Annotated in this window: 23 protein-coding genes and 1 tRNA gene; 16 read left to right on the top strand and 8 right to left on the bottom strand. The window is 65.7% G+C overall.

Annotated elements, in window-relative coordinates; genetic code table 11:
• The first annotated feature begins 5 nt into the window (after window positions 1-5).
• The 5 genes from mch to B059_RS19935 all read left to right on the top strand — a co-directional run bounded on the left by mch (window position 6) and on the right by B059_RS19935 (window position 4,678).
• Window positions 6-986, top strand: a complete 981-nt coding sequence (gene mch / locus B059_RS0112465) for a methenyltetrahydromethanopterin cyclohydrolase (protein WP_018078591.1) — start codon at window positions 6-8, stop codon at window positions 984-986.
• The gene (locus B059_RS0112460) at window positions 983-1,897 is read left to right on the top strand and encodes an ATP-grasp domain-containing protein (RefSeq protein ID WP_018078590.1); all 915 of its coding nucleotides are present in this window, start codon (window positions 983-985) and stop codon (window positions 1,895-1,897) included. The genes mch and B059_RS0112460 overlap by 4 nt, the downstream gene beginning before the upstream one ends.
• Window positions 1,894-2,808 (top strand): triphosphoribosyl-dephospho-CoA synthase, encoded by a 915-nt coding sequence (locus B059_RS0112455; protein ID WP_018078589.1) that lies wholly within the window; start codon window positions 1,894-1,896, stop codon window positions 2,806-2,808. Before B059_RS0112460 ends, B059_RS0112455 begins: the two co-directional genes overlap by 4 nt.
• A gap of 111 nt (window positions 2,809-2,919) precedes the next feature.
• Window positions 2,920-3,432, top strand: a complete 513-nt coding sequence (gene fae / locus B059_RS0112450; protein ID WP_026177503.1) for a formaldehyde-activating enzyme — start codon at window positions 2,920-2,922, stop codon at window positions 3,430-3,432.
• A 43-nt stretch (window positions 3,433-3,475) separates the two neighbouring features.
• On the top strand, window positions 3,476-4,678 hold the full coding sequence (locus B059_RS19935; protein ID WP_018078587.1) for a 6-pyruvoyl trahydropterin synthase family protein: 1,203 nt from the start codon (window positions 3,476-3,478) through the stop codon (window positions 4,676-4,678).
• Here B059_RS19935 and B059_RS19010 read toward each other — a convergent pair.
• Window positions 4,587-5,348: a HisA/HisF-related TIM barrel protein gene (locus B059_RS19010; RefSeq protein ID WP_018078586.1), complete on the bottom strand. Its 762-nt coding sequence runs from the start codon at window positions 5,346-5,348 to the stop codon at window positions 4,587-4,589. The genes B059_RS19935 and B059_RS19010 overlap by 92 nt on opposite strands.
• Here B059_RS19010 and B059_RS0112430 point away from each other — a divergent pair.
• From B059_RS0112430 to hflX, 6 genes are all read left to right on the top strand, one after another.
• Window positions 5,347-6,312 carry an ATP-grasp domain-containing protein gene (locus B059_RS0112430; protein ID WP_018078585.1) on the top strand — a complete coding sequence of 322 codons (966 nt, stop codon included), beginning with the start codon at window positions 5,347-5,349 and terminating at the stop codon, window positions 6,310-6,312. The genes B059_RS19010 and B059_RS0112430 overlap by 2 nt on opposite strands.
• Entirely contained in the window at window positions 6,305-7,369 is a 1,065-nt protein-coding gene (locus B059_RS0112425) for a hydantoinase/oxoprolinase family protein (RefSeq protein ID WP_018078584.1), read from the top strand. The genes B059_RS0112430 and B059_RS0112425 overlap by 8 nt, the downstream gene beginning before the upstream one ends.
• Window positions 7,360-8,784 carry an aminodeoxychorismate synthase component I gene (gene pabB, locus B059_RS0112420; protein WP_018078583.1) on the top strand — a complete coding sequence of 475 codons (1,425 nt, stop codon included), beginning with the start codon at window positions 7,360-7,362 and terminating at the stop codon, window positions 8,782-8,784. Before B059_RS0112425 ends, pabB begins: the two co-directional genes overlap by 10 nt.
• Window positions 8,769-9,470, top strand: a complete 702-nt coding sequence (locus tag B059_RS19005) for an amino acid kinase family protein (RefSeq protein ID WP_018078582.1) — start codon at window positions 8,769-8,771, stop codon at window positions 9,468-9,470. The genes pabB and B059_RS19005 overlap by 16 nt, the downstream gene beginning before the upstream one ends.
• A 437-nt stretch (window positions 9,471-9,907) precedes the next feature.
• Complete coding sequence (locus B059_RS0112405; RefSeq protein WP_018078580.1) at window positions 9,908-11,287, top strand: pyridoxal phosphate-dependent decarboxylase family protein; 1,380 nt, start codon at window positions 9,908-9,910, stop codon at window positions 11,285-11,287.
• A gap of 36 nt (window positions 11,288-11,323) precedes the next feature.
• Window positions 11,324-12,715 carry a GTPase HflX gene (gene hflX, locus B059_RS0112400; RefSeq protein ID WP_018078579.1) on the top strand — a complete coding sequence of 464 codons (1,392 nt, stop codon included), beginning with the start codon at window positions 11,324-11,326 and terminating at the stop codon, window positions 12,713-12,715.
• A gap of 72 nt (window positions 12,716-12,787) precedes the next feature.
• Here the strand turns inward: hflX and B059_RS0112395 are convergent, their stop codons facing one another.
• From B059_RS0112395 to B059_RS0112370, 6 genes are read right to left on the bottom strand one after another with little or no spacing between them, the layout of a single operon-like run.
• Window positions 12,788-13,483 carry a (5-formylfuran-3-yl)methyl phosphate synthase gene (locus tag B059_RS0112395; protein WP_018078578.1) on the bottom strand — a complete coding sequence of 232 codons (696 nt, stop codon included), beginning with the start codon at window positions 13,481-13,483 and terminating at the stop codon, window positions 12,788-12,790.
• Window positions 13,480-14,037: a DUF447 domain-containing protein gene (locus B059_RS0112390; protein ID WP_026177501.1), complete on the bottom strand. Its 558-nt coding sequence runs from the start codon at window positions 14,035-14,037 to the stop codon at window positions 13,480-13,482. Before B059_RS0112390 ends, B059_RS0112395 begins: the two co-directional genes overlap by 4 nt.
• A gap of 2 nt (window positions 14,038-14,039) precedes the next feature.
• Entirely contained in the window at window positions 14,040-15,440 is a 1,401-nt protein-coding gene (locus tag B059_RS0112385) for a DUF6513 domain-containing protein (protein WP_018078576.1), read from the bottom strand.
• Window positions 15,416-15,973, bottom strand: coding sequence for a flavoprotein (locus B059_RS0112380; RefSeq protein ID WP_018078575.1), 558 nt, complete (start codon window positions 15,971-15,973; stop codon window positions 15,416-15,418). Before B059_RS0112380 ends, B059_RS0112385 begins: the two co-directional genes overlap by 25 nt.
• Complete coding sequence (locus tag B059_RS0112375; RefSeq protein WP_018078574.1) at window positions 15,966-16,466, bottom strand: 6-pyruvoyl trahydropterin synthase family protein; 501 nt, start codon at window positions 16,464-16,466, stop codon at window positions 15,966-15,968. Before B059_RS0112375 ends, B059_RS0112380 begins: the two co-directional genes overlap by 8 nt.
• A 1-nt stretch (window position 16,467) precedes the next feature.
• Window positions 16,468-18,411 (bottom strand): sigma-54-dependent Fis family transcriptional regulator, encoded by a 1,944-nt coding sequence (locus B059_RS0112370; protein WP_245538792.1) that lies wholly within the window; start codon window positions 18,409-18,411, stop codon window positions 16,468-16,470.
• A 326-nt stretch (window positions 18,412-18,737) separates the two neighbouring features.
• Here B059_RS0112370 and B059_RS0112360 point away from each other — a divergent pair, with 326 nt between their 5' ends.
• The gene (locus B059_RS0112360) at window positions 18,738-19,286 is read left to right on the top strand and encodes an SCO family protein (RefSeq protein ID WP_018078572.1); all 549 of its coding nucleotides are present in this window, start codon (window positions 18,738-18,740) and stop codon (window positions 19,284-19,286) included.
• A 25-nt stretch (window positions 19,287-19,311) separates the two neighbouring features.
• Window positions 19,312-20,166 carry a GTP cyclohydrolase FolE2 gene (folE2, locus tag B059_RS0112355; RefSeq protein ID WP_018078571.1) on the top strand — a complete coding sequence of 285 codons (855 nt, stop codon included), beginning with the start codon at window positions 19,312-19,314 and terminating at the stop codon, window positions 20,164-20,166.
• Window positions 20,167-20,356: 190 nt separating this feature from the next.
• Here the strand turns inward: folE2 and B059_RS0112350 are convergent.
• Window positions 20,357-20,447 (bottom strand) — tRNA-Ser (locus B059_RS0112350).
• A 149-nt stretch (window positions 20,448-20,596) separates the two neighbouring features.
• Here B059_RS0112350 and grpE point away from each other — a divergent pair.
• The 3 genes from grpE to dnaJ all read left to right on the top strand — a co-directional run bounded on the left by grpE (window position 20,597) and on the right by dnaJ (window position 24,369).
• The gene (gene grpE / locus B059_RS0112345) at window positions 20,597-21,118 is read left to right on the top strand and encodes a nucleotide exchange factor GrpE (protein WP_018078570.1); all 522 of its coding nucleotides are present in this window, start codon (window positions 20,597-20,599) and stop codon (window positions 21,116-21,118) included.
• A gap of 85 nt (window positions 21,119-21,203) precedes the next feature.
• Window positions 21,204-23,120 (top strand): molecular chaperone DnaK, encoded by a 1,917-nt coding sequence (gene dnaK / locus B059_RS0112340; protein WP_018078569.1) that lies wholly within the window; start codon window positions 21,204-21,206, stop codon window positions 23,118-23,120.
• Window positions 23,121-23,244: 124 nt separating this feature from the next.
• Complete coding sequence (gene dnaJ / locus B059_RS0112335; protein WP_018078568.1) at window positions 23,245-24,369, top strand: molecular chaperone DnaJ; 1,125 nt, start codon at window positions 23,245-23,247, stop codon at window positions 24,367-24,369.
• Window positions 24,370-24,375: the final 6 nt, after the last annotated feature.

Genomic DNA, 24,375 nt, shown 5'->3' with positions numbered 1-24,375 from the left:
AGCACATGACCCTTAACGCCACCCCTGCCTTGCCCAGCCTCAACCAACTCGCCGCTCCCCTGGTGGAGCAACTGGTGCGTGAGGCGCAAGCACTGCGTCTGTCCATTTCGCACCAGGCCAACGGCACCCGCATCGTCGACGCAGGAATCCAGGTGCCGGGCGGGATCGAGGCAGGCCGGCGCATCGCCGAGATCTGCCTGGGCGGCCTGGGCCAGGTCACTCTCGGTCCATCAGGCGGCTTTGCCGGATGGCCCTGGGAGCTCGCCGTATCGACCGCGCAACCGGTGCTGGCCTGCCTGGGCAGCCAGTACGCCGGCTGGAGCCTGTCGCATGGCGAAGGCAAGGAAGGATTTTTCGCCCTGGGCTCCGGCCCTGGCCGCGCCCTGGCCGGCAAGGAAACGCTGTTCCAGGAACTGGGCTACCGGGATCAGGCCGAATCCGCTTGCCTGGTGCTGGAAACCGGCAAGGTTCCCCCCATCCCGCTGCTCGACAAGATCGCCGATCAATGCGGCGTGGCGCCGCAGCAGCTGACCCTGATCCTTACCCCGACCACCAGCCTGGCCGGTTCGGTTCAGGTGGTGGCGCGGGTGCTGGAAGTGGCCCTGCACAAGGCGCATTTCCTGGGTTTTCCGGTGGAGCATATCGTCGACGGCATGGGTACGGCACCGGTCTGCCCGCCATCTCCGGATTTCCTCGTCGCCATGGGCCGCACCAACGACGCCATCCTGTTCGGCGGCCGTGTACACCTGTTCGTCTCCGGCGAGGAGGGGGCAGCGGAAGACCTGGCCCAGCGCATGCCCAGCGAGGCATCCAGTGACTATGGCCAGCCCTTCGCCCAGGTCTTCAAGGCGGCCGGCCATGATTTCTACAAGATCGACCCCCTGTTGTTCGCCCCCGCCAGCGTGAGTGTCACTTGCCTGACCACAGGTCGCACTTTCCGGGCCGGACATCTGAACGGGGAACTGCTGGAGCGTTCGTTTTCATGATCGGCCGCATCGCTATCTTCACTGATGACCCGGGCTGGCACGGCAAGAAGCTCAGCCGCGCCTTCGCCGCCCGCGGCTACCAGGCGGTGAACCTGTCGCTGAGCGAATGCCGCGTGGATCTGGAGCGCGGCATCGCCGGCCTGGTACTGCCGGGTTTCGAGGATCGCCTGCCGGACGGCGCTTTCGTGCGCGGCGTGTCCGGCGGCACCCTGGAGCAGGTGATCCTGCGCCTGGATTTCCTGCACGCCCTGCCCGCCGCAGGCGTGCCCGTATACAACCCGGTACGCGCCATCGAAACCAGCGTGGACAAGGCCATGACCAGCCTGCTGCTGCACCGGGCCGGCGTGCCTACCCCGCCCACCTGGGTGATGGAGTCCGAAGCGCAGGCCCGCGCCCTGCTGATACGAGAAGCCGCCAGCGGCCACGAGCTGGTGCTGAAGCCCCTGTTCGGCTCCCAGGGCACCGGCCTGCGCCGCCTGACCACGCCCGCCGACCTGCCGCCGGCAGCCGAATATCGGGACGTCTACTACCTGCAGCGCTTCGTCGGCTCGGCCACCGGCAACTGGGAGGACTACCGGGTCCTGGTCGTCGGCGGCCGCAGCCGCGCCGCCATGATCCGCCGCGGTGCCAGCTGGATCAACAACGTGGCGCAGGGTGCCTGCTGCCTGCCGGCGCCGGCGGATCCGGCACTGTTCCAGATGGCGGAGGCGGCCAGCCAGGCCCTTGGCATGGCGTACACCGGTGTGGACCTGATGCGTGATCGCGACGGCCAGCTCACGGTGATCGAGGTCAACAGCATCCCGGCCTGGCGCGGTCTGCAAACAGTCGTGAAAGACGACGTGGCCACCCTGCTGGTGAACGATTTTCTCGACCAGCACGTGGAAACCGCTTTGCGGGAGCGTTACGCATGAACGCGCGCCTGTCCCCTCTGCCCGGCACCACCGAGCTTGCGGAAGCCTTCCGCACTGCCTGCGAACTCGACGTGCTCGCCTTCAAGCCTGGCAACGTCAGCGTCGAATCACCCGGGCACGGCATGCACGCGCGCGATTTCCAGCTCAGTGCCGAAGCCGCCGCCCCGCACGTGGCCGATCGCACACTGCCGCTCGGCGAACGGATCTATCGCGCAATCGAAGCGACGCGCCAGGCGGTCGGCTGCAACACCAACCTCGGCATCGTGTTGCTGACGGTGCCACTGCTCCATGCCGCACAGCATCGCCTGCCGCACGAGCCCCTGTCGCAGCGCCTGCGCCGCGATCTCGACGAGACGACGTGCGAGGACGCGGAATGGGTCTATCGCGCCATCCGCCTGGCCGCGCCGGGTGGACTCGGCAGCAGCCCGCGCCACGATGTCCACGCCGCCCCCACCGTGAGCCTGCTCGCGGCCATGCGCGAAGCCGCGCAACGCGACCACATCGCCAGCCAGTACGCCAGCGGTTATGCCGACATCTTTAGTCTCGGCATGGACGCACTGAAGCAGGGCCGCACCCGCTGGGGCGAGGAAACACGGGCGCTGACCGATGTCTACCTGACCTATCTGAGCCATTTTCCCGACAGCCACGTGCTGCGTAAATTCGGTGCGCCTACCGCAGCACAGGTGCAGCGCATGGCTCGTGGCTGTATCGCCGACATGGCGCCATGTCTCGGCTGGGAGTGTGCCCGGCGGCATCTCGCGAGCCTCGATCAGATCTTGAAATCGGCCGGCGTCAACCCCGGTACCAGCGCCGATCTGGCCGTCGCCACCTGGCTCGTGGATCGCCTGTCGGCGACGCCAACCGACGCCCATGAGGCGGACCGGCCGGCAGGAGGGCAAACCGATATTTGATGTTTCGAAACGTCTTCTAGACGTTGTAGCAGCGGCCCGTCAGCGGATAACTCGGCGCTGGCGGACCGTCCCAATTCAACCGAGTCAGTGCAATTCAAGGAGAAATTAAAGATGGCTAAAATCGATCGCGTAATGGTAGGCGAGGCCTTGGTTGGCGACGGCAACGAAGTGGCGCATATCGACTTGATCATGGGCCCCCGCGGCAGCGCCGTCGAAACGGCATTCTGCAACGGCCTGGTCAACAACAAAGACGGCTTCACCTCGCTGCTGGCGGTGGTGGCTCCCAACCTGCCTACAAAACCCAACACCATGATGTTCAACAAGGTGACCATCAAGGGCGCCAAGCAGGCAGTGCAGATGTTCGGCCCGGCCCAGCGCGGCGTCGCCATGGCAGTGGCCGACTGCGTCGAAGACGGCACCATCCCCGCCAACGAGGCCGACGACCTCTTTATCTGCGTGGGCGTGTTCATTCACTGGGAAGCCGCTGACGACACCAAGATCCAGGACTACAACTACGAAGCCACCAAGCAGTCCATCAAGAATGCCGTTTCCGGTACGCCCACGGCAGCGGATGTCGTAGCCAAAAAAGGCAAAGCGGGTCACCCGTTCGCCGCCCACAACTGATCGGGAGAGCGTAGTGCGTTGCCTGGAGTGCGGAACCACGGTAATGGAGCTCGACCACGAGCATCTGTTCGCCTGCAGCGGTCTCACCTTGCAGGAGTATGCCCTGCGCCACGCGCTGCCGCTCGACCTGTTGGTGACGCCGGACAGGATCGGGACGGCGGATGCCGCCCCCCTTCCGCCCATGCCCGTCGCTGTGCCGGACGAAACCGCACGCGCGGTTCTCGCCGGCCTGCGCCTGGCCGGCAAGGTCGACGACAACGGCACGCTGTGCCGGATCGAAGGCGAGATCGCCTGGCTGGATCTGCTGTTCTGCGATCTGGCACAGCTCGCGCCTTACGGTTTTCGCTTCCGTCAGGAATATCACTACGCTCCGGGTACCCACCGGGTCGTGGCGAAGAACCGTCTGGTAACGCAAAAACGCAATCTGGTCGGCCCCTGGCTACCCGCCAGGGTGCCCCCACCGGAACGGCGTATGAAATACGCAACCTATCTGGCCCATGCCGGCGAATTGCATGCCGGCTACCTATTTCTCCCCTTCGCTTCGCCTGACGATGCGGAGGATGCAGCCGAGTATCTGGCACGCGAGCTGAGTGTGGCCACCCATGCCCTGACCCACGATCTCGGCGCCGGCGCGCCCCTGCTGCGCACGCTGACGCGCGCCGATACCACGCGCCTGCTCGACAGCCTGCAGGTCGAGCTGGAGGCAATGCCCGGCGTCTGGGCGCGCCTCCACCCGGACACCCCGGAAGTGACGGTAAGCAAGGAAGTGGTGTTTGATTCCGCCCACTTCCTCACCGACCATCCAGCCAAGTGCAGCAACCTGCACGGCGGCCGCTATGTACTACATGTGAAGGTGCGTGGCCGGATCGATCCGATCAGCGGCTGCGTGCTCGATTACGGCTACCTCAAGCGGGTGGTGAACGCCCGCGTGGTCGAGCGCTTCGACCACCACACCCTGAACTACGCAGGTCCGGAGCTGGCCTGGCGCTCCACCACCGAACTTCTCAGCATCTACATCTGGGAGCAGCTGATCGATTTCCTGCCCGAGCTGTGCGAGCTTACCCTCTACGAAACGCCACAGTCATGGTGCCAATACGTCGGCCCTGACCTGGAGACCTGGCAAAGCCAGGGCAGCCAGCCCCTGCTCGGCCGCTTCACCGATCCGGCTCTGGGGCACTCGCCCTGGCGCCAGTGGTTGCGTTCCTGGGACGATCATCATGAAAAGCGGCAAGCTCAGCACGACTGAGTGCCCCATCGTGCAAGGCCGAGGCCAGCAGCACACCGGCCAGCCCGGCTCCGGCCAGCGCGGCGAGATCCGCCGCGTGGCGCACGCCGCCTGCCGCATACAGGCGGCAGGCCGGATTCAGGCGCCGCAATTGCGCCAGGCGCGCCAGGTCGGGGCCGGCGCCGACCCCGACCCGCGCCAGCGTCATGGCGACCACGTCGTCCGGCCAGCGCGCTGCATCGCACAGCAGATCGGCCGGCCCGAGAAAATCCTCGCCACGGTAATCCAGCGACAGCACGCTGCCGCCGGGATAATCGCCGCGTGCGGGCGCTCCAGCCAGACTCTCGCTGCCCAGCACTGGCCGGCCCAAGCCGTCGCGGCGCCAGCTTGCGGCGGCAGCGACATCGGCAAAACCGGCATCGACCCACCACTCCAGGGCCGGATGGGCGCGCTGCAGGTGTTCCAGCGTGGCCCGGTGATCGCCCCGGCCGAGAATCGCATCCAGGTCGGCAATGTAAAACCGGCGGAACGGGTACAGCGCGAGCAATCCCTCCACCACGGCCTCGGGCCGGCTGGAGCCGCACAACACGGAACGCAGCGCCCGGTATTCGTCACGCCGGCCGGCCCGCGCGCGTACCACCTGCCCGCCCATTAGGTCGAGTACGGGAATCAGGCTGAAGAAGGCGGTCATGAAAGTTTTCGTCTTTGAATTCGTCACCGGCGGCGGCTATGCCGGCCAGGCGCTGCCCGGCTTCCTGGGCGACGGTGAGCTGATGTGGCGGGCGCTGGTCGATGATCTCATCGCGCTACCGGGAATGGAAGTCCTGACCCTGCGCGATGCGCGCCTCGCCATACCGGAACAGCCCGGCCTGACGGTCGTCGCCACCGACGCGACGCGCTGCCGCTCCGATTTCATGCGTTGCCTTGACGCCGCCGATGCGGCCTGGATGGTGGCGCCGGAAAGCGGCGGCCTGCTGGAGTCCCTGAATCGGCAGGTCGAGGCCGCCGGCAAATGGCTGTTGGGCTGCCGGCCAGACGCGGTGCACATCGCCGCCAGCAAGTACGCCACCACCGCCCGCCTGGCCGGAGCCGGGGTGACGACGGTGCCCACCTTCGCCACTCCGGACCTGCTGACGGGCGCCGTAGTGGCCAAGCCCGACGACGGTGTCGGCTGCGAGGATACCCTGCTGTTTGCCGATGCCGCCGCCGCCCAGGCCTGGCACGACACCCATCCCCACGCCATGCACGTGTTCCAGCCTTATGTCGCAGGCGAGAGCCTGTCGCTGTCCCTGCTGTGCTGCGACGGCCGGACGCAACTGCTGAGCGTGAACCGCCAGCATGTCGGACTGACTGGCGACCACTTCGAATTCCACGGCGTGACCGTCAATGCGCTGGGCGACGGCGACGGGCGTTACGCCGCACTGGCCGCGCGGGTGGCGGCCGCGATCCCCGGTCTGTGGGGCTATGTCGGCGTCGACCTGATCGCCGGCGCTTTCGGCCCGATGGTGCTGGAGGTGAATCCGCGCGCCACCGTTTCCTACGCCGGCCTGCGCGCGGCGCTCGACTGCAACCCGGCACAACACGTGCTCGAACTGCCGGAGATGCATGCCTGCCGCGGACTGCGCCCCATCACTCTGGAGACAACCCATGTCTGAACCGATGGACATCACGATCGGCTGGGACGTCGGCGGCGCGCACCTGAAGGCCGCGCGCATCGAGGCCGACGGCCGCGTCGCGATGGTCTGGCAGGAGTCTTGTCCGCTCTGGCGCGGCCCGGAGCATCTGCACGCGGCCCTCGACCGGATCCTGGCCGGAAATACCGTGTGGCCAGGTTCTCCGCGCTATCACGCCGTCACCATGAGCGGCGAGATGACCGATCTGTTCGCCACCCGCAAGGATGGCGTGCATGCCCTGGTCGAACTGCTGTGCCGGCGTCTCGGCAGCGGCGACGTCCGCTTCTATGCCGGCGCCGAGGGCTGGCTCGATGGCGCTTCCGCGCGCCTGCACCCCTACCAGGTCGCCTCGGCCAACTGGCGCGCCACCGCCGACCTGGTGGCAGCGCACCTGGGCGAGGCACTGCTGGTGGATATCGGCAGCACCACCACCGACATCGTCCCGCTGCGCGGCCACGGGGTGGCCACTGCCAGTGCCAGCGACAGCGACCGCCTGGCGGCCGGCGAACTGGTCTACACCGGCATCGCGCGCACCCCGCTCATGGCCATGAGCGCAGAAGCGCCGGTGGCGGGACGCTGGGTACCGCTCATGGCAGAACATTTCGCCACCAGCGCGGATGTCCATCGGATACTCGGCGGACTGCCCGACGGCGCCGATCTGCACGACAGCGCCGATGGCGGACCCAAGACCGTCGAGGCCAGCCGTGCCCGGCTGGCGCGCATGGTCGGACGCGATGCCGGCGACCTGTCCGATGCGGCCTGGACGGAACTGGCCGCCTGGTTCGCCGACGCACAACTGGAACGCATCGGCCGCGCCATCCGGCAAGTGCTGTCACGCGTACCGATCGACCCGCATGCACCCCTGGTGATGGCGGGCGCCGGCGCTTTCCTCGGCCCGCGCCTGGCGGCAAGGAGCGGACGCCCGGTGCTGAACTTCTCGCAGCTGCCGATAGCCGGCTCGCTGGTCGAGCACATCGACTGGTGCGCGCCGGCCGTGGCTGCGGGCCTACTGCTGGCTGGAGAAAAATCATGCTGCTGACTGCCCTTCCCTACCGCGCGGACAGCGCCGAGCTGTTCGAAGCCATCGCCGACGAACCGTGGGCGGTGTTTCTCGACAGCGGCCGGCCGCGCAGCACCGCCGGACGCATCGACATCCTCGCCGCCCGTCCGAGCGCCACGCTGGTCACCCGTGGCGGCATGAGCGAGATACGCCGTCACGACGGCACCGGCCCGGCCGTCAGCCTCTCCCCCGACGACCCGTTCGACCTGCTGCGCCAGGCCCTCGCTGCCGACGGCCAGCCAGGCCCGCTGCCGTTCACTGGCGGCGCCATCGGCTACTTCGGCTATGACCTCGCACGCCGCATCGAACGCCTGCCGCGTCTCGCGCACGACGTCGAAGCCATACCCGACATGGCAGTCGGCATCTACGACTGGGCCGTCGTGGTCGATCACGAGCAGCGCGCAAGCTGGCTGGTCGGCGCCGGACGCGACCCCCGCACCGCCGCCACCTGGGATCGGCTGGCCGCCCTGTTCGGCAACGCCCCCGGCGCTGCCGCAGCGGCGCAGCGGCGCCCGTTCCGGGTGGGCACGGTGAGTTGCAATTTCACCCGCGACGCCTACCGCCGGGCCTTCAGCCAGATCCAGCGCTACATCGCCGCCGGCGACTGCTACCAGGTCAACCTCGCGCAACGCTTCGCCGCGCCCGCCACCGGCGATCCATGGCTCGGCTACCAGGCCCTGCGCCGGCTCAACCCGGCACCGTATTCGGCCTACCTCAACCTGCCCGACGTCCGCATCCTGTCATCGTCGCCGGAACGCTTCCTGGAAGTGAGACAGGGACACGTCGAGACCAAACCGATCAAGGGCACGCGCCCGCGCGCCGCTGCGCCCGAGGCGGATTCGGTGCTGGCGCGGGAATTGCGCGACAGCCTGAAGGACCGCGCCGAGAACCTGATGATCGTGGACCTCCTGCGCAACGACCTCGGCAAGGTATGCGCGCCGGGCTCGGTGGCGGTGCCGCGCCTGTTCGAGATCGAGAGCTTCGCGACGGTGCACCATCTGGTGAGCACGGTGACCGGGCGTCTTGCCGGCGACGTGGATGCGGCGGCGCTGTTGCGTGCGTCGTTCCCGGGCGGTTCGATCACCGGGGCGCCGAAGCTGCGCGCCATGCAGATCATCGAGGAACTGGAGCCGAACCGGCGCGGCGTGTATTGCGGAGCAGTGGGCTGGCTGGGGTTCAACGGCAACATGGACAGCAACATCGCGATCCGCACCCTGGTCCTGGCGCGCGACACGCTGCGCTTCTGGGCCGGCGGCGGCATCGTCGCCGACTCGAAGGCCGACGAGGAGTATCAGGAATGCCTCGACAAGGCGGCGGCCATGCTCCGGCTAGTGTGCGAATCAGGAGGTGGAATGGCCGCCACGCAAGCGGAGGAACAATGCTCCGAGTCGTGAAACTGGGCGGCAGTCTGCACGATTCGCCGTGGCTCACCAGCTGGCTCGACGCGCTGGCGCAGGCCGGCGGCCGCGTCGTGCTGGTGCCCGGCGGCGGACCGTTCGCCGACGCGGTGCGTGAGGCGCAGCGGCGCTGCCATTTCAGCGATGCCGCGGCGCATCGCTTGAGCCTGCTCGCGATGGAGCAATACGGTCTGATGCTGTGCGATCTGGAGCCGGACCTGTTCCCCGCCGCCACGCCCCAGATGATCACCGATGCCATCGCGCACGGCCGCACGCCGGTGTGGCTGCCATCGAGCATGTGCCTGGGCGCGTCCGACATCCCGGAATGCTGGTCGGTGACTTCCGACAGCCTGGCGGTCTGGCTCGCGCACCATCTCGGCGCAGAAGCCCTGGCGCTGGTCAAGCACGGCGAGGGCGACGTGGGCGATATTCGGGCGCTGGCCGATGCCGGCCTGGTCGACAGCGCCTTTCCCGGTTTCGCGGCCCGCTACGCCAAACCGATCCACATTCTCAGCCACTGCGCCCCCGCCACCCTGTACGACTGGCTGGCCTGGCCGATGACTGCCCCCGTTTCGCCAGGACAGGCGCACCACGCCTGCGGGCATGGGCAGTTAAAATACATCCGGAAATTACCGCCGGCGGCAGCCCTATCGTCGCCCGATGTCCCGGCAGAAAGCGGATAGCACGGCGCGGCGCCGGAATGCGGAAAACGAGGGACGATCCGATGAGCCACATGAATGAACCAACCCAGCCTGCCCTCATGAAAGCGGCCCTGCCGCTGCGCAATGCCGTCGATGAAACACCGGGTGCAAGAGCTGCGCAGGGGTAGCTGCGCCATGCCGGACATGGGCAAGGGCGGCGACACCATCCATGCCTTCTACCGCCGGATGGAAACGGCCCCCTCCTGCCCGATTCTGCCTGCCCCCCACAGCAGGAGCATGCGCGGAGTGACCGGCTTGCCGGCCGCCCGTCTGATCGGCCGGCGGGGCCGCACGTCGTTGCCGGCGCAATCGGTGGGTGCGAATTCGACCTTGCGGAAATCAGGCCGGCGGTGTGCGGCCTGCTCAAGCACGACTGACCCGGCGTCGGCCACGTCATGCCCGCAGGCACGGCTTCAATCGTGACTTCCGGACGAAAAGCTGAGCTCGAACTGCTCGGCGAGGCCCTGGCCATCCTCGACGCCGGCTTCGCCGGCCTGCCGGACGCCCATCCCGGCGCCCTCCCTGCCGGCCTGCGCGAAGCCCTGCTCGCAGCGGCAGAACGCCTGCGCGATACCGACCCCTACCACCACCCGCTCTACCTGGGGCACATGCAGAAGCCGCCCCATCCTGCCGCCCGGCTGGCCTACTCCCTGAGCCTCGGCCTCAACCCCAACAATCACGCCTACGACGGCGGCCGCGCCAGCTCGCGCATGGAACAGGAAGCGGTGGCCCGGATCGCAGCCATGTTCGGTTGGGACACCCACCTCGGGCATCTGTGCGGCGGCGGCACGCTGGCCAACTTCGAGGCACTCTGGGTGGCACGGGAACTCGGCCACGGCCGGGGCATCGCCGCCTCGGTCCAGGCCCATTACAGCCACGAGCGGCTGGCAGGCGTGCTGGGGGTGCCATTCCACCCGATTCCGGCGGATCACCTGGGGCGCATGGACATCGCAGCCCTGGAGCGCGAGCTGGCCAAGGGTACGGTGGGAACCGTGGTGGCCACCCTGGGCACCACGGCCACCGGCGCCGTGGATCCGCTTCACGCTATCCTGGCCCTGCGCCGGCGCTACGCCTTCCGCCTGCATGTAGACGCCGCCTACGGGGGTTATTTCACCCTCGCTGCCAACCTCGGCGACGATGCCCAACGCGCCTTCGACGCCCTGCCCCAAGCCGACTCCATCGCCGTGGACCCTCACAAGCACGGCCTGCAGCCCTACGGCTGCGGCTGCATCCTGTTCCGCGACACGCACGTCCGGCAGGTCTACCGGCATGACTCGCCGTATACCTATCTGGGCAGCACCGACCCCCACCTGGGGGAAATCTCCCTGGAATGCTCGCGCCCCGGCGCCGCAGCCGTGGCCTTGTGGACCACTCTGCGGCTGCTGCCCCTGGTTCGCGGCGGCGAATTCGCCCACGGGCTGGAAGCCGGCCGCGACGCCGCCGTGGCGCTACACCAGGCGCTGGCGCAGGATGAACGCTTCGTCCCGTTGTCCCCACCACAGCTCGATGTTGTCGTCTGGGCCGTACGCGCCGACAGCGCCAGTCTGGCCTCGGCCAGGACGCGCCAGGTTTTTCAGGCCGCCCGGGAACGCGACCTGCATCTGGCCCTGGTCACCATGCCCAGGGCCATGCTGGAGCCGTTCAAGCCGGTGCGTGTCTGGGATGCGGACGCGATCACCTGCCTGCGCGCCTGCGTGATGAAACCGGAACACGGGGCGTGGTTGAATGAAATCCTCGAACGACTGGATGGGGCAGCCGGGCAATGTCTGGCGTGTAAGGATGATGGCATTGGCGGATAATGCCCGGCTTCCCCATCCGACAGAAGCACACGCCGCATGCAAAAAGAAGTCAAGGAAACCCCCCAATACGCGGTCGTGGCGTCGGTGCAGCTGCCGGGAGTAAGCGACGTTGAATTCGAGGCATCGCTGACCGAGCTGCGCGAGCTGGCAAAGACACTGGGGTTCACGGTCACCCGCACGTTCACGCAAAAACGCTCCGGCTTCGACTCGACGGCGTATCTGGGCGTCGGCAAGCGACAGGAGATTCGCTGCTTCGTGAACGTCGAACCGGGCGGCGCAAGCAAACCCGACCGCGCGCCGAACCCCCTGCATCGCCTTTCCACGTTCGTCGAGGGCCTGGACGACGCGGTCTCGACCGAGCCGATCGACGTCATCTTCGTCGACCACGAAATCTCTCCGTCGCAGGCGCGCAACCTCGAAAACGAGGTCGGCTGCCAGGTGATGGATCGCACCATGGTCATACTCGAAATCTTCCACCGCAACGCGCGCTCACCCGCCGCGCGCGCGCAGGTGGAGATCGCACGCCTGGGCTACCTGGCGCCGCGCCTGCGCGAGGCGGCGAAGCTCGCCGGGCCGCAGGGGCGGCAGCGCAGCGGCGTCGGCGGGCGCGGTGCCGGCGAGTCGCACACCGAACTGGACAAGCGCAAGATCCGCGACCGCATCGCCGAACTGCAGAAGGAGATCGCCGCGATGGATGTCGAACGCAAGACGCAGCGCGCGCGGCGGCAGGCGCACCAGGGGCTCGCCAGCGTGGCGCTGGTGGGCTACACCAACGCGGGAAAATCCACCCTGATGCGCGCCCTCACCGGCAGCGAGGTGCTGGTCGCCAACAAGCTCTTCGCCACGCTCGACACCACCGTGCGCAGCCTTTACCCCGAGAGCGTCCCTCACGTGCTGGTCAGCGACACGGTCGGCTTCATCAAGAACCTGCCGCACGGGCTGGTCGCGTCGTTCAAGTCGACGCTCGAAGAGGCGTTGGATGCGTCGCTGTTGCTGCATGTCGTCGACGCCAGCGATCCCGGCTTCGAGCGGCAGATCGAAACCACCGAACACGTGCTGGACGAGATCGACGCGCAGGACGTGCCGCGCCTGCGCATTTTCAACAAGATCGACCACGTCGGCGACGCCGCGGCGCAGGCCGAACGCGAAGCCGCGCTACGCGCCGCCTACCCCGGTTGCATCGTGATGAGCGCGCGCCGCCCCAGCGATGTCGCGCAACTGCACCAGGCGATCGTTGCGTTTTTTCAGCGGGATCTGGTCGAGGCCGAGCTTTTTCTTCCCTGGTCGGCGCAGCAGCTGCGCGGAGAGATATTCGCGCGCTGTGCGGTGCTGGAGGAGCGCGCCGACGATGCAGGCGCGTTCTTCCGCGTCCGCGGCGAGCAGGCAACCCTGGATAGCCTGCGCGAGCAGTTCGACCAGGGGCGATGAGCCGCTCCATAACCGCGGCCGGACGCCAGCCGAACGCCACGTCCATAAGCCGCCGCCGCTCGCTGCGGGCGGTCAGGCTCCCTGCACCGCGGCCCGCCCCATTGCCTCACTGAGCGCCGCCAGGGCACCTGGGTCCAGCGCCCAGGTGCGGGCGTGATTGCGGCAGAGGGCGCCGCGAAAACCCAGGTAGTCCGCGCCGATCGGCGCGAGGACGGAAATGTCGGCCAGCTTGAGCGAGCCGGCCAGGCCGCTGAGCAGTCCAGCTCCTTTCGCCTGCGCCACGAACTGCGCCAGGCGCGCCACCGGCTGATAGGCCAGCAGGCCGCCGCCGGCCTTGTCCGCCGTGTCGAGCATGACGCCCGTGAAATCCCGTTCGGCGAGCCGCTCGATCAGCTTGAAATCCGGCTCGCGGTCGGCGAACAGCACGGCCACCAGGCGGTGGCGACGGGCGAGCGGCACCAGCGCATCCAGGCAATCGGCCAGAGTCGGCGACGGCAACAGGCCGATCTTGACGAAATCGACGCCGGTGGCGGCCATGGCGGCCACGGCGGCCGCCACCGCTGCGGGGTTCATGTCCGGGAAATCGCCGATGGTGGCGCTGACCGGGACGCGCCCGCCCACCACCGCGACGATGGCGCGCACGGTGTCGTGCGGCAGCGCACCGAGCGCGCCGGCATGCGGGTTCTTGGCATCGACAATGGCGGCGCCGGCGGTCAGCACCTGGCGCGCCTCGGCGACATCGGTAATGCTGGCGAGCCAGGCGGTCACGCCGCTTCCCGGTGCGCCGCGATCTTCTCCCTGAGCCAGCCCCACGCTTCCAGCTCGCGCGGCCCGGCGGTCTTGTCGATGGCGATGGCGAGGTAGTCCATTTCCCGTTGCACCTTGTCGGCAGGCAGCATGCCCAGGCGGCTGACCAGGATGCACGCTTCGATGACGGCGGCCTGGGCGCGATTGTGGCCGGGAAACGGCGCGTGGTTGCGGGTGAGCAGTTCACGGCACAGAAAGCGCGGCCGCAGCGGGTCTTCCTCTATGCGCGCCACTTCCAGCTCGATGTGGCTGAGAGCGCTTTCCAAGCGGCCACAGGCGATGCGTTCGCATGGCATGAGCGGCCAGTCGCGCCGCCCGGTGAGGCAGCCGGCAAACACACGCGTGTCGTCGGTGTGGCTCAGAGCGGCCAGGCCGGTGGCGCGCAGGTTGTCCAGGGTGCGCGAGGGATGAAACGGCGCCAGGACGACGAACTCGCCTTCGCGCCGAAAACCCAGCGGGGCGATGTGGGTGGTGCCGTCGGACGTGGCGCTGGTGAGGATGGCTTCGAAGATCAGGCTCACGATAATTCTCTCGTTGTATCGGCGCGGGTCGGGCCAGGGGCGCACTGCTGGCTCATGTCTTCGGCCGGGCGTGGCTGCATGCAGCCCCAGGCCAGCTGCTCGTCCTGGCTGTAGCGCTTGCCGAGTTGCCAGGCGATCTGGGCACGGGCGAGCTCGACGCCCAGATAGAAGGCGTGGCCGCCGTCGTGTTCAAGCTTGAGATGCGGCCAGAGCTGGAAGGGATCGGTGGCGGTATGCAGGCCGTCGCGGTTGTATATGTGCATGCCCGCCTGGCTGATCTGGATGCGGAAGCTGGGATCCTTCACCGCCCCGGCCATGGCGGCGATCTCGTCCGGACCATAGGGAAACGGCTTGCGGTGGCGCAGCCCCAGGAGGTCGTCGGAAAAGTCGCGTGGCAGGCTTTGCGCCTCCCGGGCGGCGAACATGATGCGCCGGGCAGCATCGATCTCCCGCACCGCGCTCTTGCAATGGGGACTGACCTGGGTGGTGAGCAGGGCCCGGATGTCGAGCTCGGCCATGATCCCCAGCAGCAGGGCATGGATGCCGGCAGTGTCGGCGTCGGTAAGCTCGGAGACGTTGCCTGTGCCCATGAGAATCTCCGCCTGGGGCATGCGCCGGCGTAGTTCGTGGTAGCGCGCCAGCGACGACGCGAAACCGAACGGCAACGGGTCGAGAATGGGGTCGGCAAGATAGGGCTTGCCGCGCGCTTCCAGTTGCTGCATGGCGCCGACCAGGTCGTCGAGATCGCCATGACGGGCAGGGATCAACACCGGGATGGAGGCAACCTCGTCGGCCAGGTGCAAGGTCCCGGAGCTGAGCGACAACAGGTAATCGGCGCCGGCGCGGCCGCCGCGCAGCAGTTCGTCGGTATCCAGCGAATCCACACTGACCCGGTGGCCGGCGGCCTTGAGCGCGCGCACGGTCTCTTCCAGATGCGGGAACGGCGTCTGCGGCAGGCAGCCGATGTCGATCACGTCGGCGCCGTCGGCGACGTAGGCGGCAGCCTGGGCCAGAATAGCCTCGATGCCCATGCGCGGCGCGTCCACCAGCTCGGCGAACAGGACGACGTCGTGACGCGAGAGGTCTGGTGCACGGCGTTTACGGCCAAAAAATTCGGGCAGGTCCATGAGTTCGTCGGGCCCGCGTTCGACGGGGATGCCAAAATGTGCGGACAGTGCGGCCAGGTCGCCGCGGCAGCGGCCGGGCAGCATGATGCGGTCGGCCCGGCCGGTATCGGTGAGGCGGCGATGGATCATGTCGGTGGTCATCAGCGCCGCCACCTGCACGCCCAGCACCTGCACCTCCCAGGTGAAGCCGGCATCGCCCAGGTCGCCGAGCACGCGCTTGAGCTGCGACTCGGCCAGGCGGCCGGTCAGGAAAAGGATATGTTCAGGCATGCCAGGCGCTTCTCGATGGCCGCCTTGAGTGCGGCGACGTCCTCCGCCACGATGGTGTCGGGAAAACGCTTCAGGTTCCGCGTGCTCTCCAGATCAATGGGGCGCGGGTAGACCATCACGGTACGGTCGGGGGCCTCGGTGATCACGGTCGGCTCGGTGTCGCAGGCGAACACGATGCTGGGGATGCGGCACTTGCCGGCCTGCGCGTAGAGGTTGGTGACCAGCGTGTCGGAAATACCGGCAACACACTTGGCCACGGTGTTTGAGGTGGCCGGGCCGATGATCAGCGTATGGTAGTGGCCACTGTAGAGAAAGCCCACTGGCACGCTGCTGGCGGTGTGATCCTGGTAGACGCGGTGCTTCCCGCGCAGCGATTTGAGCGGGATGCCGTACATGCTCAACACCTCGACGGCGGCGCGGGTCACGAAGATATCCACGTCCGGCAGGCGGTCGATCAGCTCCAGGCATTCGCGCAGATAATGGCCGGAGCCGGTCAGCCCCCACGCGATACGGGGTGTTTTCGGTTCAGTCATGACGCGGGCGGTGGCGTGATATCCCCCACTGGCGATCGGCTTCCTCGACACCGATTTCCAGCAGTTGTACGCCGGTCGTCAGATTCTCGCGGTGCAGGGCGTCCACCAGCCGCTCGCCAATGTGGAAAGCGAGCAGTTCCGCCGTGACGTTGGCGATGGGCAGCACGATGCAGCCTTCCTTTTCCACCCAGAAGCGCTTGCCGAAGCTTTCCGCCTTGATCAGGCCGTCCTCCTCGGCCAGCTTCACCACCGGGCTGGTACCGGGCAGGATGACGCGGTCGGAGAGTTCCTGGCAGATGTCGCGGGCCAGACGCGTCAGGGCGACGAAATCCAGCACATAGCCTTCGCCGCCGTCACTGCCGTGGGCGGACACCCGGGCATGGAAGTTATGGCCGTGCAGGTTCTCGCACACGTTGCCATAGGTGATGAAGTGAGCTGAGTTGAAACCCAGGTCGGCAGGCTCGACCCAGGTAACGAAAGGCGAGGACGGCAATTCATTCTTCCTTGTTGATGCGGATATTGAGATTTTTCATCTTGCGGTACAGGGTGTTTCGGCTGATGCCGAGATGGCGGGCAGCCAGGGTGACGTTCCAGCGGAACTTCTCCAGGTTGTGCAGGATGGCATCGCGTTCCGCCGTTTCCAGGGACGACAGCGGCGCTGCCTCCGTGGCGCATTCCGCGGGCTGCGCGCCTGGCGTCAGCCGGCTGATTTCATCGAGCAGGTCGTAAGTCGTGATTTCCCTGCCCTCGCGCATCGCCAGCGCAGTGCGCAAGACGTTGCGCAACTGCCGGATATTGCCCGGCCAGGAATAGGCCTCCAGCTGGCGCAGCGCCCCCTCGCTGAGAACCGCCTCTTCCCGGGTGCCGCATTCCATGGCAAGAACGTGGCGGATCAGATCGCGTTTGTCCTGGCGCTCACGCAGTGGCGGCAGGGTCAGGGCGATGCCTTGCAGGCGGTAATACAAGTCTTCGCGGAAACGTCCCTCGGCAACCAGTTCCTTGAGGTTGCGGTGGGTGGCGCTGATCAGCTTGATATCCACCTTGATCGGGACTTCCCCGCCCAGCGGGATGACCTCACGCTCTTCCAGTACGCGCAGCAGGCGGGCCTGCAACATGATCGGCATATCGCCGATCTCGTCCAGGAACAGCGTGCCGCCATTGGCCTGGAGTATCTTGCCGCGCCGTCCTTCCCGGTTGGCCCCGGTGAAAGCGCCCGACTTGTAACCGAACAATTCGCTTTCGATCAGGGTTTCCGGAATCGACGCGCAGTTCACGGCGACGAAGGGCCGGTTTGCGCCCGCGTGCTCGTAATGGATCGCCTGGGCAAAGATCTCCTTGCCGGTACCGGTTTCGCCGTACAGCAGGATGGGGATGTCGTGGTCCTGCACGCGTTTGGCACAACGCACGTTGTATTCCATGGTCGGATCGCCGAACTGCAACTCCTCCAGACGCATGATCTTGGGGTTGCCCGGAACCGTGATCGCAGGCGCGGCACGGCGCGCGGGCGAAACCGCGGACGGGCCCTGGTGTTCCGGCGGGCGCATCAGGCCGAAGAAACGATTGCCCTGGCGGGCTTCGTAGAGCGGAACCGGATTGAGCCAGCTCAGGTTCTTGTGACCGATCAACGCGGACATGCCGGTATTGAACAGGTCGCGCAACTGCAGACCGATCATGTCGGCCGGCTTTTTGTAGCCGAACTGGAACAGCGCGCTGCGGTTGGCGGCGAGGATGTTGCCCTCCTCGTCCAGCGCCAGGACGCCCTCCCACAACGTACCGATGAGCTCCGGGCGGCTATGGAAACGGAGCGCATACTGGTTGCGGAAACGACACAGGAATGCGCGGTTCTCGATGATCTGCGCCGACATGTTGACCAGCACCAGTGTGTGCTGCTGCGCCATGTGGGAGAAACTGGAGGCATCCAGCACTGCGAGCAGGCCGCCCTCGGAATCGAAAATGGGCGCAGCCGAACAGGTCAGGCCGATATTGCGCGTCAGAAAATGTTCATTGTGGTGGACCAGGATCGGGCGCTGCTCGATGGCGCAGGTGCCCATGCCATTGGTTCCCTGGTGGCGCTCGCCCCACAGCGCGCCTTCCACCATGCCGCACTCGGCGGCGGTCTTGCTGAATGTCGGGTCGCCCAGAAAGTCCAGCACCACGCCTTCACGGTCAGTCAGCAGAACCGAGAAACCGGAGCCTGCCAACTGCTGGTAAAGCGTCGCCATTTCTCCCTTGGCAATGGCACGCAAGGGCTCCAGCGGGCCCTGGCGTTCCTTCAGTTCGTGATTATCGAGAATCACGATTGGCTCATCCTTTACCGGATCGAGGCCGAAATCGTGGGCGCATCGGTTCCATGAGCGCGCAATCGCCGGTCCCACTTCCACCGGTTCTATCGCGCCACCCAATCCCACCACCGCGTTCACCTGACGGGCATGTTCCAAGATTTCTTGCCTCTCCATCGCTTCGGTCCTCATATAAAGCAATATCCACGCCCAGCCATCAAAACGGCTCTGAATGTTTATTGTTTTTTAAGACGCCGCAGGTCAAGGCTTCCCACCTGGATATGTTCAATCATACTCGAGCCGGCGAAAGATGCGAGACAAACTGTCACGGAATCGGTACATCCTGCATGGCAACGCCGGGGATTGCTTGCTTTCGGGTACGGCATACCCCGGCGACAACCCCGGCTGCGGCACCGGCACCCCGATATCATCATGGCATGTCTTCTGCTTGATACCCCCCATCTTCATTCCGCACAAGGAACGACATGTTGGTGGCTCTGCGCATTTCACTGCTCTGGTTTACCTTGTGCCTGGCTGGTCCGTCATGGGCAACAACGACACTGGGGGGCGATTTCACGCTGCACACGACCAAGGGAGAGCCGGTTTCGCTGGCATCCCTGCAGGGCAAAGTCGTGCTGCTGTATTTCGGCTTTACCTACTGTCCGGAAATGTGTCCCGCCGAATTGCTCCAGTTCCAGCAACTGCTCGCCCGGTTGCCGCCCGAGAAACGTCACCGGGTGCAGCCCATTTTCATCAGCGTCGATCCGCAGCGCGACACCCCGGATGTGCTCGATCCCTACATCAAGCACTTCGGCGGGGAAATCCTGGCCCTGACCGGCAGTGAACAGGAACTGCGCAAGGTAGCCGATCAGTACGGCGTCCAGTTCCGCTACGTACCGACCGGATCGAGTTATACCGTCGATCATACGGTCAACACCTACCTGATCGACACCGGCGGCAAGCTGGTGAAAATCATTCCCTACGGCACGCCCGGAACGGAAGTGCTGAAACTGGTTTCCAGATTCCTGCCGTGATGACCCCGTTTACAGAAAGCCACCCATGACCACTTGCGATACCGTCTGCGAAACCGAGCTGCCCTGCCCCGCCACACGCCCGGGCGGCACGGCCGCTTCCATGCCCGATGTCCAGAACACCCCCGACGCGCGCCGGATCGCCATCGACAAGGTCGGCATCAAGGCGGTCCGCCATCCCGTCAAAGTCCTGGACAAGAGTGGCGGCGTGCAGCACACCATTGCCCTGTTCAACATGTACGTGCATCTGCCGCATCACTTCAAGGGCACCCACATGTCCCGCTTCCTCGAGATCCTCAATGGCTACGAGCGGGAAATATCGGTGGAGTCCTTCGAGCATATGCTGCGCCAGATGGTGGAACGGCTGGAAGCCCGTTCCGGCCATGTCGAAATGAATTTTCCCTATTTCATCAACAAGAAAGCGCCGGTATCAGGCGTCGAGAGCCTGCTCGATTACGATGTGACCTTCATTGGCGAAATCCGCGACGGGCGCTACCTTCAGACCATGAAGGTCGTCGTTCCGGTCACCAGCCTGTGTCCATGCTCCAAGCAGATCTCGCGCTACGGCGCGCACAACCAGCGCTCGCACGTGACCCTGACGGTGCGCGCCAACAGTTTCATCTGGATCGAGGATATCGTCCGCGTCGCCGAAGACAACGCGTCGAGCCAGCTCTACGGCCTGCTCAAGCGGCCGGACGAGAAGTACGTCACCGAGCGTGCCTACGACAATCCCAAATTCGTCGAAGACATGGTGCGCGATGTGGCGGCGGCACTGGATGCGGATAGGCGCATCGATTCGTACGTAGTCGAATCGGAGAACTTCGAGTCCATCCACAACCACTCGGCTTATGCCTTGATCGAACGCAACAAGGCTGTAGCCTGAACCCCGCGGCGACCCGAGCGGACAGGCATACGTCCCGATTTGGAAGCTGGGCGCCCGGTCCAGGCCGGGCGGGAAGTCTGGAGAAACGTGCGGGAGCAGAGACAAACAAGGCCGCCAGCACGGCGCCTGGCCTGCCATTCGATGTCGGCATCCGTATTTTGAAAACAGAAATACGCTGGCATCTGGCAAATGGCGGAGAGGGGGGGATTCGAACCCCCGTCAGGATATTATCCTGAACACGCTTTCCAGGCGTGCGACTTAAACCACTCATCCACCTCTCCGGGAGCCGCGCATCATACCGGAAGCCCCCACGCGCAGCAAATCGGCATGCGCCGCACTTCACGCGGGCAGCAGCGATGAAAAAATGCTACCCCCTATTGAATCCGCATTGCTTGGCCCCACTTACCCGGGAGGACAATTGGGAGCCGATATGCAGGACGACATCAAAATCAACACGGAAGCGGCCGAAAGCCATCCCGCCAAGGAAATCATGCCTAGCCTGGAAGAGCTGTTGAAGGCGGCCGAACTGCAGGCAGCCGAACATCATGACGCCTGGCTGCGCGCCAAGGCAGAGACCGAAAACATGCGCCGCCGCGCGGCGGAAGACGTCGACAAGGCACGCAAGTTCGCGGTGGAAAACTTCGCCGGCGAACTGCTGGCGGTGAAGGACAGCCTGGAAGCTGCGCTGGCCGCCGAGTCGCCCAGCATGGAGAACATGAAGGACGGCGTCGAGCTGACCCTGAAGCAGTTGGTTGCGGTATTTGGAAAGTTCAATTTGCACGACATCGATCCGATGGGCGAGAAGTTCGACCCTCATCTGCATCAAGCGATCCAGGTGGTCGAGTCCGAGCAGCCCGCCAACACAGTCGTTACCGTGTTGCAGAAAGGTTACCGCCTGCACGAGCGCACGCTGCGGCCGGCACTGGTGATGGTGGCCAAAGGCCAGGATTGAGGCCGCCCGCCCGGCATCAGCCTTGAAATGGGCGCCCCCTCCCCCACATTCAAACCAATTAAAACTCTTTTAGAAGGAACGCATCATGGGACGCATTATTGGCATTGACCTCGGCACCACCAACTCCTGTGTGGCAGTGATGGAAAACGGCACGCCGAAAGTGATCGAGAACGCCGAAGGCGCGCGCACCACGCCGTCGGTCGTCGCCTACACCGAAGACGGCGAAATCCTGGTCGGCGCGCCGGCCAAGCGCCAGGCGGTCACCAACCCGAAGAACACCCTATTCGCGGTGAAGCGCCTGATCGGCCGCCGCTTCGAAGAGAAGGAAGTGCAGAAGGATGTCGGCCTGATGCCCTACAAAATCGTCAAGGCCGACAATGGCGACGCCTGGGTCGAAGTGCGCGACAAGAAAATGGCCGCGCAGCAGGTGTCGGCCGAGACCCTGCGCAAGATGAAGAAGACCGCCGAGGACTACCTGGGCGAGGAAGTCACCGAAGCCGTCATCACCGTACCGGCCTACTTCAACGACAGCCAGCGCCAGGCCACCAAGGACGCCGGCCGTATCGCAGGCCTCGAAGTCAAGCGCATCATCAACGAACCGACCGCGGCCGCACTGGCCTTCGGCATGGACAAGAAGGAAGGCGACCGCAAGATCGCCGTCTATGACCTCGGCGGCGGCACCTTCGACATTTCCATCATCGAGATTGCCGAGATGGACGGCGAACACCAGTTCGAAGTGCTGTCGACCAACGGCGACACCTTCCTCGGCGGCGAGGACTTCGACCAGCGCCTGATCGACTACATCGCCGAGGAATTCAAGAAGGAACAGGGCGTCGACCTGAAGAAGGACGTGCTCGCGCTGCAGCGCCTGAAGGAAGCCGCGGAAAAGGCCAAGATCGAGCTGTCTTCCGGCCAGCAGACCGAGGTCAACCTGCCCTACATCACGGCCGACGCCTCCGGGCCCAAGCACCTGGCGGTGAAGATCACCCGTGCCAAGTTCGAAGCGCTGGTGGAAGACCTGATCAAGCGCACCATCGAGCCTTGCAAGATGGCGCTGAAGGATGCCGGCCTCACCACCTCGCAGATCGACGACGTCATCCTGGTCGGCGGCCAGACCCGCATGCCCAAGGTGATGGACGCCGTGAAGGATTTCTTCGGCAAGGATGCACGTCGTGACGTCAACCCGGATGAAGCCGTGGCCGTCGGCGCCGCAATCCAGGGCGGCGTGCTGCAGGGCGAGGTGAAGGACGTACTGCTGCTCGACGTCACGCCCCTCTCCCTGGGCATCGAAACCCTGGGCGGCGTGATGACCAAGCTGATCCCGAAAAACACCACGATCCCGACCAAAGCCAGCCAGGTGTTCTCCACCGCCGACGACAACCAGAGCGCGGTGACGGTGCACGTGCTGCAGGGTGAACGCGAAATCGCTTCGGGCAACAAGAGCCTCGGCCAGTTCAACCTGTCCGACATTCCGCCCGCCCCGCGCGGCATGCCGCAGATCGAGGTCACCTTCGACATCGACGCCAACGGCATCCTGCACGTGTCGGCCAAGGACAAGGCCACCGGCAAGGAAAACACCATCCGCATCCAGGCCAGCTCCGGCCTTTCCGAGGAAGAAATCCAGCGCATGGTCAAGGACGCCGAAGCCAATGCTGTCGAGGACCATAAGGCGCTCGAACTGGCCACCGCGCGTAACGCGGCGGACAGCATGATCCACTCGGTGAAGAAATCGCTGGCCGAATACGGCGACAAGGTCACGGCCGACGAAAAGGCCGCGATCGAAGCCGCATTGAAGGAGACGGAGGATGTCGTGCGCGAAAACGACAAGGACGCTATCGAAGCCAAGACCAATGCGCTCGCCACCGCCTCGCACAAGCTTGCCGAGCAGATGTACAAAGCCGAGCAGGCCAAGGAGCAGCCGGGCGAGGCCGCCAGTGGCGCCGCCGGTGCGGCGGACGACAACGTGGTCGACGCCGAGTTCGAAGAGGTGAAGGACAAGTAAGGGGCCGGGAGTCGGGATTCAGTGGTCAGGGAGAGCCGTGCCATGCGCGGCTTTTCCTTTTTCCGCTGAATTCCGTATCCCGCCTCACTCCCTGAATCCTGATCCCTGAATCCTGACCCCTGCCATGAGCAAACGCGACTACTACGAAGTCCTCGGCGTCACCAAGAACGCCTCGGACGAAGATATCAAGAAGGCCTACCGTAAGCTGGCCATGAAGCACCATCCCGACCGCAACCCGGACGACAAGGGAGCGGAGGAGAAATTCAAGGAAGCCAAGCAGGCCTACGAAATCCTGTCCGACTCGGACAAGCGCGCCGCGTACGACCAGTTCGGCCACGCCGGAATCGACCAGCAGGGCGGCATGGGCGGCGGCTTCGGCGGCGGCGGTTTTTCCGATGCCTTCTCGGACATCTTCGGCGATATTTTTGGTGGTGGTGGCGGTGGTGGCGGCAGCCGCCGCGACCGCGTGTATCGCGGCGCCGACCTGCGCTACAACCTGGAAATCGGTCTGGAAGATGCCGCGCACGGCACTGAAACCAAGATACGCATTCCGACCCTGGAAGAATGCGGCGTGTGTCACGGCAGCGGCGCCAAACCCGGCACCCAGCCGACCACCTGCACCACCTGCGGCGGCCACGGTCAGGTACGCATCCAGCAAGGCTTTTTCTCGGTGCAGCAGACCTGTCCACGCTGCGGCGGCACCGGCAAGATGGTGGCCGATCCCTGTACCGCCTGTCATGGCGAAGGCCGCGTCAAGAAACACAAGACGCTGTCGGTCAAGATTCCCGCCGGGGTCGATAGCGGCGACCGCATCCGACTGGCCGGAGAAGGCGAAGCAGGCGTCAACGGCGGTCCGCCGGGCGACCTCTATGTGGTGATCCACCTCAAGGATCACCCCGTATTCAAGCGCGACGGCGACGATCTCCATTGCGAGATGCCGATCAGCTTTGCCACCGCCGCGCTCGGCGGTGAGCTCGAAATCCCCACCCTGGACGGCCACGCCAAGATCAAGATTCCGGCCGAAACGCAGTCGGGCAAGGTGTTCCGCCTGCGCGGCAAGGGTATCAAGGGGGTGCGCAGCCACGCGCCGGGCGATCTCCTGTGCCACATGCTGGTGGAGACGCCAGTGAATCTGTCCGAGCGTCAGCGCGAACTGCTGAGCGAATTCGAGGCGCTAAGCCCCGGACGCAACAACAATCCGCGCGCGCAGTCGTTCATGGACAAGGTGAAGTCCTTCTTCAGTCAGTAGGAGGCG

The organism is Thiobacillus denitrificans DSM 12475 (assembly GCF_000376425.1).
Classification (GTDB): domain Bacteria; phylum Pseudomonadota; class Gammaproteobacteria; order Burkholderiales; family Thiobacillaceae; genus Thiobacillus; species Thiobacillus denitrificans.
The sequence above is the reverse complement of the archived record's forward strand: the minus strand, read 5'-3'. Positions and strand labels throughout refer to the sequence as shown.

Excerpts from the sequence above, each read along its gene's own strand:
- B059_RS19010 (WP_018078586.1), bottom strand. The coding sequence starts at position 5,348 with ATGACCGCCTTCTTCAGCCTGATTCCCGTACTCGACCTAATGGGCGGG.
- pabB (WP_018078583.1), top strand. The coding sequence starts at position 7,360 with ATGCTGCTGACTGCCCTTCCCTACCGCGCGGACAGCGCCGAGCTGTTC.
- B059_RS0112385 (WP_018078576.1), bottom strand. The coding sequence starts at position 15,440 with ATGCCTGAACATATCCTTTTCCTGACCGGCCGCCTGGCCGAGTCGCAG.
- hflX (WP_018078579.1), top strand. The coding sequence starts at position 11,324 with ATGCAAAAAGAAGTCAAGGAAACCCCCCAATACGCGGTCGTGGCGTCG.
- dnaJ (WP_018078568.1), top strand. The coding sequence starts at position 23,245 with ATGAGCAAACGCGACTACTACGAAGTCCTCGGCGTCACCAAGAACGCC.
- B059_RS19935 (WP_018078587.1), top strand. The coding sequence starts at position 3,476 with ATGGAGCTCGACCACGAGCATCTGTTCGCCTGCAGCGGTCTCACCTTG.
- B059_RS0112360 (WP_018078572.1), top strand. The coding sequence starts at position 18,738 with ATGTTGGTGGCTCTGCGCATTTCACTGCTCTGGTTTACCTTGTGCCTG.
- fae (WP_026177503.1), top strand. The coding sequence starts at position 2,920 with ATGGCTAAAATCGATCGCGTAATGGTAGGCGAGGCCTTGGTTGGCGAC.
- folE2 (WP_018078571.1), top strand. The coding sequence starts at position 19,312 with ATGACCACTTGCGATACCGTCTGCGAAACCGAGCTGCCCTGCCCCGCC.
- dnaK (WP_018078569.1), top strand. The coding sequence starts at position 21,204 with ATGGGACGCATTATTGGCATTGACCTCGGCACCACCAACTCCTGTGTG.
- B059_RS0112460 (WP_018078590.1), top strand. The coding sequence starts at position 983 with ATGATCGGCCGCATCGCTATCTTCACTGATGACCCGGGCTGGCACGGC.
- grpE (WP_018078570.1), top strand. The coding sequence starts at position 20,597 with ATGCAGGACGACATCAAAATCAACACGGAAGCGGCCGAAAGCCATCCC.
- B059_RS0112455 (WP_018078589.1), top strand. The coding sequence starts at position 1,894 with ATGAACGCGCGCCTGTCCCCTCTGCCCGGCACCACCGAGCTTGCGGAA.
- mch (WP_018078591.1), top strand. The coding sequence starts at position 6 with ATGACCCTTAACGCCACCCCTGCCTTGCCCAGCCTCAACCAACTCGCC.
- B059_RS19005 (WP_018078582.1), top strand. The coding sequence starts at position 8,769 with ATGCTCCGAGTCGTGAAACTGGGCGGCAGTCTGCACGATTCGCCGTGG.
- B059_RS0112430 (WP_018078585.1), top strand. The coding sequence starts at position 5,347 with ATGAAAGTTTTCGTCTTTGAATTCGTCACCGGCGGCGGCTATGCCGGC.
- B059_RS0112425 (WP_018078584.1), top strand. The coding sequence starts at position 6,305 with ATGTCTGAACCGATGGACATCACGATCGGCTGGGACGTCGGCGGCGCG.
- B059_RS0112380 (WP_018078575.1), bottom strand. The coding sequence starts at position 15,973 with ATGACTGAACCGAAAACACCCCGTATCGCGTGGGGGCTGACCGGCTCC.